Origin of the sequence: Nostoc sp. TCL240-02 (genome assembly GCF_013343235.1) — a bacterium.
Lineage (GTDB): Bacteria > Cyanobacteriota > Cyanobacteriia > Cyanobacteriales > Nostocaceae > Nostoc.
On the sequence record NZ_CP040094.1, the window covers coordinates 1,922,962 to 1,936,893 of the forward strand.

A 13,932-nucleotide genomic window follows, 5' to 3' on the forward strand; every position below is an offset into this window, starting at 1 on the left:
AGGACTTACGCAAAACTACACGCGGTAGGTGCAATTTATGAATTACCCCTACCGGAAAATAACGGTTTGGGCTATTTTTGGTGTAAGTCCTGAAAGAGTAAAGACAATACGGTTCGGTTAAGGCAAGAGACGCGATAAATCGCCGTCTCTACAAAGGACTTACTTATTAGACATCTCCAGAAATTAATTATGCGTTACCTGAAACCCTTGTAGAGACGTTGCATTGCAACGTCTCTACATTCATTTTCACTCCTATGTCTATTGTAAAGACGGCGATTTATCGCGTCTCTCTAACCAGCTAATTCTTCATCACTGCATCCAAAAGCACATTGGCATCAAAGCGGACTACATCGGTGCAAGGTAGCCCGGTTTCTGCTGTTATTTGAGCGATGCTTTCCTCAGCCGCAGATTCATCTAAATGTGCTGTGTTAAGCGCTATACCCACTACAGGCACACTTGCAAAAGCGCCACCTGCACTAGCAACGGTTTCATAAAGACGAATTACCTCTGGTAAAGGTGGAATTATTACATGGGGATGATTGCGGACATGAACTTGTCCCGCTCGATGGACTAACACCAGTTGAGTTGGTTGGGAACCACGAATCAGGGGTAGGGTTGCCGTTGAACCAGGGTGTAGCAGTGAACCTTGCCCTTCAATGTGCAAGATGTCATAGTTTTTGCCGTAGCGCATCACTACTTGTTCCACTGCACCAGCAGCAAAGTCTACCCGCACGGCATCTAAAGGCACACCATCCCCTTCTAACATCATCCCAGTTTGACCTGTGGCGAGAAATTTAGAACGCCAGCCCCGCAGTTTTGATGCCCAATGTAACTGTAGGCTAGTAGACATTTTACCGATCGCCATATCGGTTCCCACTGTCAATACCCGCCGACACGGAAGCGTGCGTGCTATTCCACTAGCAACACCTATATTAGGCGGCTCTTTGCGGACATCCCAAATTAGTTGCCCTGGTTTGAGCAGTGCATTTAAGTCGGGTATATTTGCCATTGGCGTATGCAAACCGTTTACCAAGGACATCCCAGCTTCTAGAGCATCTTTTATTTCTAGCCAATAATCATCTGGGATAGCACCACCACTGGGAGCAATGCCTATTACCAAAACTTCTGGCTTGTACTCTAAGGCTGCGGCTACCGATACCACAATCGGAACATCACGTTTGATACTTGTTAATTCTGTCAGAGATTTGCCAGCACATTCGCGATCAATGACGGCTACAATTGGTGCTTCGCTGTAACGTAAAATTGCGAGTCCTGTTTTGCCGTGAGCCCCAGTAGTTCCCTCATGAAGTAAGATAGCTACTCGTTGATTAAGTGGTAGACGCACTGTGTTTTACCCCCAAACCTGGTAAATCGTTTAGCAAAACTCTACCTTCTTTTAGCAATGCACCCGTGAAGGGATCATCGATTAAGTTGAGGTGACTGTCTAAATCTAAATAATCAGCTAGTGGCGCTAGCTGTAATGCTGCTGTATTAGCTAGAGAACTGTCAGAATAGCAACCGAACATTACTTGCAACCGATATGCTCGCGCTGTATGTACCATTCGCATCGCTTCTGTTAATCCCCCTGATTTCATCAGTTTGATATTAATACCATCCACGTAGTTTGCCAAATCGGGAATATCAGAGCTTGTGAAGCAACTTTCATCAACAAAGATGGGTAGGGGAGAGTGTTCTTTGAGTTTTGCTAAATTTTTTTCCTCGCCCCGTGGCAATGGCTGTTCTACATACTTTATACCCAATTCAGCTAGCCAATTGCACATTGCGATCGCATCTTCTAAACTCCAACCCCCGTTGGCATCAACAAAAAACTCTGGTTCCGATGCTTCTTCTCGCACTGCCAATAGCATTTTTTTATCTGCATCTATGCCATCTGGACTACCTAACTTCACCTTAAAAAGGCGGACATCGGTAAATTTTAACCAGTCTCGCGCTCTGGCTCTGGCACCTTCAGGCGAATTGATCCCAATTGTGACTGAAGTTGGTACTATTTGATTGCGATCGAGTCCCCAAAGTTGCCACAAAGGTAATCCTACGCGCTTACCCAACCAGTCGTACATTGCCATATCCAAGGCTGCTCTAGCAGCAGAAGGAAGCTGGTTTTGTATTAAAACTTGCTCAATTTCCTGTCGTTGTAAAGGGCTGAATGTTTGCAACAGTGGCACAACTTGCTGTAGAGCGTCTTTGATTGCATCAGTTGATTGACGATGATTACCTACACCGAATGGTGATGCTTCCCCCCAACCTTCGATACCATCGGCTGAAATCTTCACCCATACATTCGTTGTCTGTGCCGTTGTCTCTCTACTAATGGTCAATGGAAATCTTTTATTTACTGTAAATAAATTTACATTTATTTGCATACTAATTATACATATTATGTTATTTCAGAAGCAAGTGTAAGTTCAAAGTTTAGATTATCGGATGTATCTGTTATACTTTTTTACATTCATTCCTTAGTTACTAAAGTTTTTATACTTGATTTATGAGTAACTTAAAAAAGTGGAAGACTTTAAAATCACAAATGGTTTTAGATAACCCCTGGTGTCAGGTCAGGCAAGATGAAATAGAATTGCCCAATGGCAAAATTATAGATGATTATTTTGTCAGTATTAAGCCTGATGTTGCGATGGTTTTACCCGTTACGAGTAATAGAGAAATTATTTTTGTCCGCCAATATAGACATGCAGTAGGTGAATTTTTCTTGGAACTACCAGCAGGAAATTTTGATCCTACAAAAGAGAGTGCAGAAGTAGCAGCAATTAGAGAATTTACCGAAGAAACTGGTTATATACCCCAAGAATTTAGAAAAATAGGTAATCTATATGATAAGCCAAGCAAAGATACAAATAAAATCCATTTATTTTTAGCAGAAAATGTAAGTAAAGTTGGAGAGCAAAAACTAGATATTACCGAAGAGATTGAAATTGTATTTATTCTCGTGGAATCAGTTTTAGATAAAATTATTCAAGGAGAAATTTCTGTGGCGGGAACTGTCGCGGCTCTCTTTTTAGGTTTAAATTTTATTAATTAACCCAAGTTGCGGGTTATCAAATTCTACACTTGTCAATTCATGCGATCGCACAAGATAAGCTGACGGTTGCGCGTAGCGCAACCGTGACTTAGACTCAACTCTCAGTGTAAATATTAAATAAGCTTATAGTATTAAAATTGACTTTCCTCTGTAATTGATTAAGTAGCTAGGGAGACGATTATTTTGAGCTATTCTACTTTCTTCTCTTGCACCTGAATATACTTCTTTGGTCTGATCATCTCAGTATGTCAGCTTTTCTTTCTTTTTCAGCAAGCCCTATTTATAAACACCCTTTAAGCTTTTTCCGCAATGTTTCCATGTAAATGTAAAACACTGGAGTTAGATAGAGAGTCAATATCTGAGAAAACAGCAATCCACCAACGATCGCAATCCCTAAAGGACGACGCGCTTCTGAACCCACTCCTGTACCCAGAGCAATGGGGAGTGTACCAATTAAAGCTGCCATCGTCGTCATCATAATTGGACGGAAGCGAATCAAGCAAGCGGCATAAATGGCATCAAAGGTATTTTTACCTTCCTTTCGTTGCGCTTCAATGGCAAAATCCACCAGCATAATCCCATTTTTCTTGACGATGCCTACTAGCAGGATGATGCCGATGAAAGAGTAAAGGTTTAAGTCAACCTGGAAAATCAGCAGTGTCAGTAATGCACCAAAACCCGCCGAAGGTAAACCGGAAAGAATGGTAATCGGGTGAATGAAATCCTCATAGAGGATACCGAGAATTAGATAAATTACTAAAATAGACACCAACAACAGCACGCCTAAATCGTTGAAAGACTGTTGAAAGGTCTGTGCTGAACCCTGAAAGCTAGTGGTAATTGTTGATGGTAGCACCTCACTGGCTGCTTGCTTAATGGCTTCTGTCGCCTGACTTAGAGACGTTCCTGGGAGTGTATCAAAAGAGATAGTTGAAGAGGGGAGTTGAGCAACGTGAGTGACAGTGAGGGGACCGACATTTTGAGTAATATTAGCGATCGCACTCAGGGGAACAAGTTTCCCTGTACTTGATTGCACATAGAGCATCGATAGGGCGCTAGGATCTCGTTGAAACTCCGGTTTTACTTCCAAGATTACATAGAATTGGTCATTTGGGGTATAAATAGTGGAAACCTGACTGGAACCATAGGCTGCGCTGAGGGTTTGTTCAACCTGTTGTGCAGTAATCCCAAGAGTTGCAGCTTTGTTGTGGTCAAATTTGACTTGGATTTGGGGAGTGCTGAGTTGTAAATCGGTGTCAACGTTCTGGAGTCCTGGTAGGGTTTTGACTTTATCTACAAGTTTAGGAACGTATTGACGTAAGTCTTGCAGATTTAAACTCTGCAATGTGAACTGATAAGTAGAATTAGTTTGTTGTCCACCGATGGGAATAGCTGGCGGAGAACGGAGGAATGTCTTAACCCCAACTACACGTCTCAACTTGGGGGTTAACTCTTGAATGATTTGGTCAGCACTCAGTTGACGTTGAGAACGTGGCTTGAGCCGAATTGTAATTCGCCCGGAGTTGACTGATGCATTCGGCCCACTTGCACCCACAATCGAGTCAACCGCTTCAATGTTAGGGTCTTGACGAATGATATCAACAACCTTTTGCTGGTGATGCCGCATATCATCAAAAGAAATATCTTGCGCTCCTTTGGTATTCCCCATCAGTTGTCCGGTGTCTTCGGTGGGAATAAAGCCTTTGGGAACGATGACGAACAAATAGACAGTCATTACCAGCAAAATACCAGAACCGATTAGTGTCATCAGACGGTATTTTAGAATCGGCTTGAGCGTCCAATCATATCCTTGCAGTAGTAAATCAAATGCTCGTTCTGAGACGCGATACACCAGATTTGGCTTTTGCTGATGGGATGAACTTAAGAAACGACTGCACAACATTGGAGTGAGACTGAGGGAAACAAAACCCGAAACCAAAATTGCCACTGCGATCGTCACGGCAAATTCATGAAATAATTTACCGATTATTCCACTCATAAACATAATGGGGATGAACACCGCCACTAGGGAGAGGGTCATTGACAAAATGGTAAAGCTGATTTCCCTCGATCCCTTTAATGCCGCGTTTAGGGGAGATTCGCCCATTTCTCGATAACGGACGATATTTTCTAACACCACGATCGCATCATCCACCACAAAGCCTACAGAAAGTGTCAACGCCATGAGGGAGAGGTTGTCTAGGGAGAAGCCTGATAGATACATCACAGCAAAAGTGCCAATGATGGCTACAGGTAGCGCCAAACTAGGAATCAGCGTTGCAGTTGTATCACGCAAGAATAAGAAAATTACTAAGACAACTAGACAAACTGACAAAACTAAGGTAAATTTCACATCGTTGACAGAGGCGCGGATAGTTTGGGAGCGATCGTACATAATCCCCATCTCAATGGATTTGGGAACTTGTTCGCGGAGTGTAGGTAAGAGTTTCTGGATGGCATCAACGATATTTACCGTGTTAGCTCCCGGCTGCGGCTGTACAGCGAGAACAACAGAATGACGGTTTGTTACCTTGCGATCGCTATATAAATTGGAGACTTTGACATTTTGTTCACTGTCAATTACCTGCCCCAAATCCTGGAGGCGCACAGTAGCACCATTTTTGTAGCTTACAATCAACTGGCGGTAGCTGGCAGCGTCGGTAAGTTGACCGTTCGCCTGAATTGTATAACTTTTGTAAGTGCCAGACAGACTACCTGTTGGTAAATTGACATTTCCTTGTTGAATAGCAGTTTTTACCTGATTTAAACCAATTCCCCTCGATGCCAACTCTCGCGGGTCAAGCTGGACGCGGACTGCATATTGCTGTTGACCAAAAACCTGTACCTGAGCAACACCATCAATCATCGAGATTGGCTGACCAACTGTTACCTCTGCGTATTCATCTACTGTAGAGATTGGCTGTGTCTCAGAATACATATAGAGGAAGAGAACTGGTGAAACAGAGGGGTTGACTTTGCGGTAAGTGGGCGGATGAGGCATTCCGGCGGGTAGTTGTCCGGCGGCGGCTGAGATGGCTGCCTGTACATCTTTGGCGGCATCTTCCACTCTGCGGCTAAAGTCAAATTGTAGGGAGATGTTAGTGCTACCAGTTGAACTAGTGGAATTAAATGAATTGAGTCCGGCAATTTCGGTAAACTGTCTTTCTAGGGGTGCGGCGACGGAAGATGCCATTGTTTCGGGGGTAGCACCTGGGAGACTAGCGGACACAGAAATAAAAGGGTATTCAACATTGGGTAGGGCACTGATGGGTAAGAGGAAATAACTCATCAAACCAAAGATGAGGATACCAATCATCACCAAGGTGGTCATGACTGGACGACGGATGAAGGGTTCTGAAAGGTTCATGGGTTTTGTTATCCCAGAAATGTGATGAAGATGCGTTGGCGGCAGCCTTGCCGTTAGGCATCGCTAAAAATAATGCAATACGCTTGGTGTTAAGACTTAACTCTTTTTCAAAGTCAATTTTTTTAAACGTTCGCGTAGCGTGCCGGAGGCATACCGCAAAGAACGCATTGGCGCAGCGTCTCGTCAGAGAAGGACGCAAAGGAAGAGAAGGAAGGTTCATCGAATTCGGGGTGTCGTTTATTGAATTCGGGGTGTCGTTTATTGAATTCGGGGTGTTGTTTATCGAATTCGGGGTGTCGTTTATCGAATTCGGGGTGTTGTTTATCGAATTCGGGGTGTTGTTTATTGAATTCGGGCAGCCGTTTATTATTTTTGTGCAATTTTAATTTGAGTCGGATAAAACCTAAACACAAAAAGACTTTTCACCTAGTCCCCAGCGATGCACTGAAGCTCAACGAAGTGTCCCCAGCTATACTAGTTGACCCCAGTGATTTCATCTTAATTTGACACTAATGGCGACACGCCCACCCCATAAGAATTAGTTGAGTATTTTTTTATTTGGAAGTTGTTGAAAATCACGATCGCTCCCCTGTAAATGAGAACACCCGCCGAAACTTAACTTGATTAAGCTTCTTCCGCCACGATTCCATGTAGATATAGAACACAGGCGTTAAATACAGAGTCAATATCTGAGAAAACACCAGCCCGCCCACAACTGCAATCCCCAAAGGACGGCGGGATTCGGAGCCAGCCCCAAATCCGATCGCTATGGGCAAGGTTCCCATTAATGCTGCCATTGTCGTCATCATAATTGGACGGAAACGCACCAAACAGGCTTGATAAATTGCCTCAGACGGTTTTTTCAATTCTTCTCGCTGGGCAACAATAGCAAAGTCCACCATCATGATCCCGTTTTTCTTCACAATGCCCACTAAGAGAATGATGCCGATGAAGGAGTAAACATTCAGTTCGACATGGAATATTATCAGCGTTAGCAATGCCCCAAAACCTGCTGAAGGCAAACCGGAAAGAATCGTAATTGGATGAATAAAATCTTCGTAGAGAACACCCAAAATCAGATAAATTACGAGGATGGCGATCGCTAACAATAAACCCAAACTCGGTAGTGAACTTTGAAATACCTGGCTTGCACCCTGAAAGCTGGTGCTAATGCTGACAGGAATCACCTGATTAATCAGTTTTTCAATCTCCTCGTTGGCATTTCCCAAGGACACACTGGGAGCGAGGTTAAAGGAAATAGTTGCGGCATTCATCCGACCGTTATGATTAACCATTAACGGGCTGACCCCCTGAGATAGTTTGGCGAATGTCTTCAGAGGAACTGCCACTCCAGTGCTGGAGTTAATATACAATGTCAAAAGTGCGTTGATATCCTCCTGATACTGGGGTGCTAATTCCAGAATCACTTGATATTCATTGGTAGCTGCATAGATGGTTGAAACTTGGTAGGAACCGTAGGCACTTCTCAGGGTATTTTCGATTTGCTCGGCGGTAATACCATAAGTTGACGCTTTATCGCGGTCAATGTCAATTTGAATCTGAGAAGCAAACTGTAAATCGCTATTAACATCCTGGAGTTCTGTCATCTCCTTCATCTTGAGAACAAGTTGAGGAACATATTCCTGTAAGGGTTTGACATCAGAACTCTGGAGTGCAACTTGATAAAGTCCCGTGCTTTGTTGAGCGCCAATGGGAATTGCTGGAGGATTTTGTAAAAATACTTGGATGCCGGGAACAGTGGCGAGTTTGGTTCGCAACTCTTGAATGATTTCGTCAGCCCCAAGCTGACGCTGCGATCGCGGTTTTAACCGAATAAACAAACTCCCGGAATTGGCTGCAACGGCTGCCCCACCGCCACTAGCACTAGCTCCCGCCCCAATATTAGAATTGACTGCATCTACATTCGGGTCTTGGCGAATCAAGTTAGCAACTGTCTGCTGATGCTGGACAAGATTATCAAAGGATGCATCCTCGGCTGCTTGGGTAATGCCTGTAATTTGTCCGGTATCTTCGCTAGGAATAAAACCTTTGGGAACTATTACCAACAATCCAACTGTCACCGCCAATAGAAATACAGATAAAATCATCGTGGTGCGATGATATTTTAAGACTTTTTTGAGACTCCAATCGTATAAACCCAGGAAGCGATCGAATACATATTCTGAAGCTTGATATAACCGACTTTGATTAGCATGATCTACAGGACGCAGAAAACGGCTGCACAACATGGGAGTCAAAGTCAAAGACACAAAACCAGAGACGAGAATTGCAACTGCGATCGTTACAGCAAATTCATGAAATAATCGTCCTAGTACTTCACTCATGAACAACATGGGAATGAAGACTGCAACCAAAGAAAGGGTCATCGACAGAATAGTGAAACCAATTTCTCTCGATCCATTCAACGCCGCTTCTAAGGGACGTTCCCCCATTTCCATGTGACGGACGATATTTTCTAGCATGACGATCGCATCATCTACAACGAAGCCCACAGAAAGGGTCAACGCCATCAGCGATAGGTTATCTAGTGAGTAGTGCAGCAAATACATCACCGCAAAAGTACCAATCAGCGAAACAGGTAATGCCAAACTGGGAATCACCGTCGCCGAGAGGTTCCGCAAAAATATGAAAATTACTAAGATAACTAGAGCGATCGTCAAAATCAATGTAAATCTGACATCATCTACCGAATCTCGAATCGATTGAGACGCATCATAGAGAATCCCAATTTCCACGGATGCCGGAATCTGCTCTCGTAACTTTGGCAGCAAATTCTTAATCGTGTCTACAACTTGTACCGTATTGGTTCCGGGCTGTCTCTGAATGGTGAGAATAATAGCACGGGTATTGTTGTACCAGCTTGCTACTTTGTCATTTTCTACACTGTCAATAATCCTACCCAGTTGATTGAGATAGATGGGCATTCCATCTTTATAAGAGACAATCAACTGCCGATAAGCAGCCGCATCTTCGAGTTGACCGTTAGTTTGAACTGTAAAATTCTTATGATTTCCTGAAAGACTACCGGTAGGTAAATTGACGTTACCTTGTTGAATCGCTGTCGCCACCTGATCTAGCCCAATTTGCCGTGCTGCCAATTGCTGCGGATCTAGTTGAATTCGAGCCGCATACTTTTGGGAACCGTAGACAGCTACCTGTGCCACCCCATTGATTGTAGATAGCTTTTGGGCCAAATAAGTCTCGGCATAATTGTCTACCTGGGAAAGGGGTAGAGTGGGAGAGTCTAAATAAAGGTAAAGAATTGGTTGATCTGCGGGGTTAACTTTGCTGTAAGTGGGAGGATTGGGTAAATCGTTAGCAATTTGCCCCGATGCTCCTGATATCGCTGCTTCTACATCCTGGGCTGCATCATCAATATTCCGACTCAAGTTGAATTGCAGGGTAATTTGAGTCTGTCCCAAGGTGCTAGTTGAGTTGAGCGAATCAAGTCCAGCAATGCTAGAAAATTGCTTCTCTAAAGGACGGGCAACCGATGCTGCCATCGTTTCGGGGCTAGCTCCCGGTCGGGAAGCGCTGACCTGAATTGTGGGATAGTCCACACTTGGTAAATCGCTAATTGGCAGCAAGCGATAACTCATAAAACCGAAGATCAAAATCGCCATCATCACCAAAGTAGTCATGATCGGGCGACGGATAAATGGTTCTGAGAGGTTCATGAATCACCTCCGCCTGACTTTTGGGATTCTCCCCCCTGTACCCTGCCTCCTGCCCCCCTTCCTCTTCTCGACTTCGAGGAATTTCCATTTGAGTCATTGCTGGCTGTTTTAATGCGGATTTTGCTCCCCGAAACAAGATTCGCTTGACCATCGGTGACAATTTTATCGCCCGGTTGCGGCCCTTTCTCAACCACATCTAGTCCCTTAATGGTGCTGCTAATTGTAACTGGGACATTTTGCACCGTCATGTCTGGCTTAACTACAAAGACAAACTGGCCATCCGGGCCATTCTGCACGGCTTGGCTGGGGACAACCGTTGCATTGGGTTCTTCCGTCAGCGTTAGCGTTGTGTTCACAAATTGACCGGGAAACAAGTGTCCCTGAGCGTTGTCGAAGTCGCCAATCAGTTGAATTGTCCCTGTGGTGTTATCGACCGTATTATTGACAAATGTCAAAACACCTGGTGCGGGATGAGCTTGATCGTTGGGGAACGTCACATCTACCTTCAGCTTGCCATTCTGCATATACTTTTGTACTTGGGGTAGATTTGTTTCGGGAATGGAAAAAGCAACTTGAATCGGGCGAATTTGGGTCAGGGTAACAAGTGAAGTTGTGCTGTTAGCTTGTACCACGTTGCCCTGAGTTACCAGAATATTGCCAGCGCGGCCATCAATCGGCGCATAAATTTTGGCGTAGGATAATTGCACTTTGGTATTGTCTAATGCTCCCTGGTCGGAACGGACAACAGCTTGAGCATTAGCGATCGCAGCTTGATCGCCTTTGACAACTGCGCCGGCATTAGTCAGCGCCACGCGATCGCTTTTCAAAACAGCTTGGGCATTAGCGATCGCTTCTCGATCTGCTTGTAGGGTTGCTGTGGCCGATTTACTGTTAGAAACGTATTGCTGTGCTTGATCTAAACTAATCGCGCCCTTCTTATACAATGCACTATAGCGATCGCTCTGTCCCTGAGCAAATTCAGCTTGGGCTTGATCTTTGGCCAAAGTCGCCTGGGCTTGTCGCACCAAGGCTTGGTCTTTAATTAAAGTGGCTCTCGCTTGATCTACCTGACCCAAGTCTCTAGTTAATCCATCTCTAGCTTGTTGTACCGAGGCTTGGTCTTTGGCGACAGTACCTTGAGCTTGCTGGATTGCAGCAGTTTGCGATCGGTCATCCAGGGTAAACAAAAGTTGTCCCTTTTTCACATCTTGACCTTTTTTAAAATAAACTCCAATAATCCGTCCGCTAGCTTCGGGCGTAATCGATACTGTAGAACCCGATTGCACATTACCGATCGCCTGCAATTGCATCGGAACCGTTTTTTGTGTCACCATTGCCACGGTTACAGGTGTCACTTGCTGTTTATTACGCCCAGATTTTTCAGTTTTGTCTGACTTAGCTGCACTCGCATGGATACCAAACAAACCCAGCCCAGCCAGCAACAGTACACCCAAAATTACCAAAATAATCTTTCTTGGCGATCGCGGTAACTTTGGTTCTACGCTGTTCTCGTTTTCAGTCAAACTTTCATTAGCAATTTCATGGTTCATCAGAACCTCCACTGGATTTTAGTTGATTAAAAACATAATTCAGGACGGGCTAAACGCCTCGCTACCGCTAATAGAAGTCAGAGTTCAGGATGATAGTACTGAAGCGGAATATCTCTCAAACTCTCATTTCTCTGTGTCCTACCCTGCGGGTTTGCCTTTGGCGTTCTCGTAGAGTAGCCGCTCCGCGTCTATGCGCCTCTGCGGTTCGTTATTCTGTACTAATTGATTCTACCTTCTGAATTCTTTTTCAATACTTATTTAACTGCTGCTGTAAAAGTTTGAGAGCTTGTTTTTCTATCTGCCGGACTCGTTCGCGACTAATACCCATACGCTGACCAATCTGTTGTAGAGAAAGTTCTTCTCCATCTGTCAAACCAAAGTGCAAATTTAATATTTCTTGCTGTTGGCGAGACAAATTTGACAATAAACTTTTAACCTCTTGATTGAGAGATTCCTCTGTAATATAGCTACTAGAAGAATATCTATAATCTTCTATCAAGTCTTGTAATCTTAAATCTTTTTCTGAGCTAACTCGAATATCGAGAGAGATAGTTTGAGTAGCCAAAAGCAGAAATTCTCGAATCTGACTAGGTTTTAAAGAAAGTGCATTAGCAATTTCCGTACTAGTGGGAATACGACCCAGTGTTTGAGATAACTCTCGCTGAACACGCTTAATTTTGTTTAATTTTTCATTGATGTGAATGGGTAATCGAATCGTGCGTCCTTGTTGAGCGATCGCTCTGGTGATTCCTTGACGAATCCACCAGTAAGCGTAGGTTGAAAACCTATATCCTAGAGCCGGATTGAATTTCTCCACCCCTCTTTCCAAACCTAATGTACCTTCTTGAATTAAGTCCATCAGTTCTAAGTTACGTCTCTGATATTGCTTGGCAATTGATACCACCAGCCGGAGATTAGCCGTGATCATTTTCTGCTTGGCTTTTTTCCCTTCATTTAGCTGCTGAAGTAGTTCCTGTTCGCTTAACTGCATCTGTTTAGCCCATTCTGACAGCGTGGGTGTACGCTTTAATTCAACAGCTAGTTTTTCTGCTTCAGCAAGTATTGTCATCATCTGCTGAATTTCTTGGGCAAAAATAATTTCTTGCTCCTGGGTTAACAGAGGTATCCTGCCAATTTCTTTAAGATAAGCACGGACTGTATCAGTTGTAGATTTGTTTGTGTTACTAGCTTTAGTATCTGAGAACGTTAAGTTATTCATAGTGAGTGAGTCTCTATCTATTAAGTAATTTGGCACAATACAATCAAAATATTTAAAGGAAAATGAACTAGGCTAAAACCCTTATGTCTATTGCTTTATGCCAATAAAAATTATTTACGCCCACTTATTTAATTAGGGTATTTGGTATTAGGAAAAAACCGTAAATAGTGACTTGAAGAACCATAAAGATTTTTATAAAAAAACCAGGTATCAAGCACTAGCTCCAAAAGAGAAATCAACACCCAAATTGCTAGAGAAACAATTACAGGTAGACTGAGATCGGGAAACTTTCTTTGTAAATCGATAATGCCAAATAATAGTAAAAACAGGAGAGAGACTCCTAGAAGAAATGACAACTTAACGATCGCGAGAATAAAACGGCTGATCTCTAGAATGCGATTGTAAAGTCTGGAAAAGCCCTCCAGAATTTCTTCCATGTTATTGATGACAAGTAAAATTTGCTGTCGATGCAAATGGGTAGCTAATGAGCATTCTGGCTGCACTTGCGCCCATTCATTTTCATTCTTGAAATTATCTAAGAGCTTGTCTAAAGGTAGCATCTGGGAACTATTTGCCCACATTGGGAAATCCTTTAAATGCAAGGGAACTAAATAGTTAATCAGTGCTATTAGAGTTTGATCAAAATTACTGAGTTCAGTGGGAAGAGACTGAGTTAGACGAATGAGTTGGTCAATCTGGATCTGAAGTGTATAGTAGTCTTCATGCCGTCTTTGAGCGATTAATTGACTAGTAAAGGTGAGGAAAACAATTAATACCCCTAATAAAGCAGCTAACGATTGGGATACAGCAGAAAAGAATTCAATTGCCACCTGTTTAGGCACTGTCAACCAAGGGGCGTTTTCCCGCATCGCAAAAAGCAGGGTAGCAACAAATACAACTCCGACGATCGCTAGCTGATGGTGGGTAACAGTGGTTATGACTGTCCGCACTAAAGGAGTGTTACTCAGTTTAACCAAGATTTGCAAACCTGGAACTGGTTCACACATTTGAAGTCGTTGGGCTTTGCGGGTTGACATGATTAAAAG

9 protein-coding genes are annotated in these 13,932 nt (G+C 43.5%); 2 read left to right on the forward strand and 7 right to left on the reverse strand.

The features are described 5' to 3' along the window. Positions 1-298 precede the first annotated feature (298 nt). Both FBB35_RS08230 and FBB35_RS08235 read right to left on the reverse strand, forming a co-directional pair. Positions 299-1,345: a DUF1611 domain-containing protein gene (locus tag FBB35_RS08230; RefSeq protein ID WP_174709247.1), complete on the reverse strand. Its 1,047-nt coding sequence runs from the start codon at positions 1,343-1,345 to the stop codon at positions 299-301. Further along, positions 1,329-2,381, reverse strand: a complete 1,053-nt coding sequence (locus FBB35_RS08235) for a dipeptide epimerase (RefSeq protein ID WP_174709248.1) — start codon at positions 2,379-2,381, stop codon at positions 1,329-1,331. The genes FBB35_RS08230 and FBB35_RS08235 overlap by 17 nt, the downstream gene beginning before the upstream one ends. A 122-nt stretch (positions 2,382-2,503) precedes the next feature. On the opposite strand from FBB35_RS08235, the gene FBB35_RS08240 reads away from it, so the two are divergent. Beyond that, positions 2,504-3,052, forward strand: coding sequence for an NUDIX hydrolase (locus FBB35_RS08240; protein WP_174709249.1), 549 nt, complete (start codon positions 2,504-2,506; stop codon positions 3,050-3,052). Between the two features lie 280 nt (positions 3,053-3,332). Here FBB35_RS08240 and FBB35_RS08245 read toward each other — a convergent pair whose 3' ends face one another. Continuing rightward, positions 3,333-6,419: an efflux RND transporter permease subunit gene (locus tag FBB35_RS08245; RefSeq protein WP_174709250.1), complete on the reverse strand. Its 3,087-nt coding sequence runs from the start codon at positions 6,417-6,419 to the stop codon at positions 3,333-3,335. Between the two features lie 5 nt (positions 6,420-6,424). Here FBB35_RS08245 and FBB35_RS08250 point away from each other — a divergent pair, with 5 nt between their 5' ends. Continuing rightward, positions 6,425-6,805: a hypothetical protein gene (locus tag FBB35_RS08250; RefSeq protein ID WP_174709251.1), complete on the forward strand. Its 381-nt coding sequence runs from the start codon at positions 6,425-6,427 to the stop codon at positions 6,803-6,805. Positions 6,806-6,994: 189 nt separating this feature from the next. On the opposite strand, the gene FBB35_RS08255 is transcribed toward FBB35_RS08250, so the two are convergent. From FBB35_RS08255 to FBB35_RS08270, 4 genes are all read right to left on the reverse strand, one after another. After that, the gene (locus FBB35_RS08255) at positions 6,995-10,117 is read right to left on the reverse strand and encodes an efflux RND transporter permease subunit (protein WP_174709252.1); all 3,123 of its coding nucleotides are present in this window, start codon (positions 10,115-10,117) and stop codon (positions 6,995-6,997) included. After that, positions 10,114-11,667, reverse strand: a complete 1,554-nt coding sequence (locus FBB35_RS08260; protein WP_174709253.1) for an efflux RND transporter periplasmic adaptor subunit — start codon at positions 11,665-11,667, stop codon at positions 10,114-10,116. Before FBB35_RS08260 ends, FBB35_RS08255 begins: the two co-directional genes overlap by 4 nt. A gap of 247 nt (positions 11,668-11,914) precedes the next feature. Further along, entirely contained in the window at positions 11,915-12,886 is a 972-nt protein-coding gene (locus FBB35_RS08265) for an RNA polymerase sigma factor, RpoD/SigA family (RefSeq protein ID WP_174709254.1), read from the reverse strand. Between the two features lie 128 nt (positions 12,887-13,014). After that, positions 13,015-13,923, reverse strand: a complete 909-nt coding sequence (locus tag FBB35_RS08270) for a hypothetical protein (protein WP_174709255.1) — start codon at positions 13,921-13,923, stop codon at positions 13,015-13,017. Positions 13,924-13,932 lie beyond the last annotated feature (9 nt).

Excerpts from the sequence above, each read along its gene's own strand:
- FBB35_RS08260 (WP_174709253.1), bottom strand. The coding sequence starts at position 11,667 with ATGAACCATGAAATTGCTAATGAAAGTTTGACTGAAAACGAGAACAGC.
- FBB35_RS08265 (WP_174709254.1), bottom strand. The coding sequence starts at position 12,886 with ATGAATAACTTAACGTTCTCAGATACTAAAGCTAGTAACACAAACAAA.
- FBB35_RS08255 (WP_174709252.1), bottom strand. The coding sequence starts at position 10,117 with ATGAACCTCTCAGAACCATTTATCCGTCGCCCGATCATGACTACTTTG.
- FBB35_RS08270 (WP_174709255.1), bottom strand. The coding sequence starts at position 13,923 with ATGTCAACCCGCAAAGCCCAACGACTTCAAATGTGTGAACCAGTTCCA.
- FBB35_RS08235 (WP_174709248.1), bottom strand. The coding sequence starts at position 2,381 with ATGCAAATAAATGTAAATTTATTTACAGTAAATAAAAGATTTCCATTG.
- FBB35_RS08240 (WP_174709249.1), top strand. The coding sequence starts at position 2,504 with ATGAGTAACTTAAAAAAGTGGAAGACTTTAAAATCACAAATGGTTTTA.
- FBB35_RS08245 (WP_174709250.1), bottom strand. The coding sequence starts at position 6,419 with ATGAACCTTTCAGAACCCTTCATCCGTCGTCCAGTCATGACCACCTTG.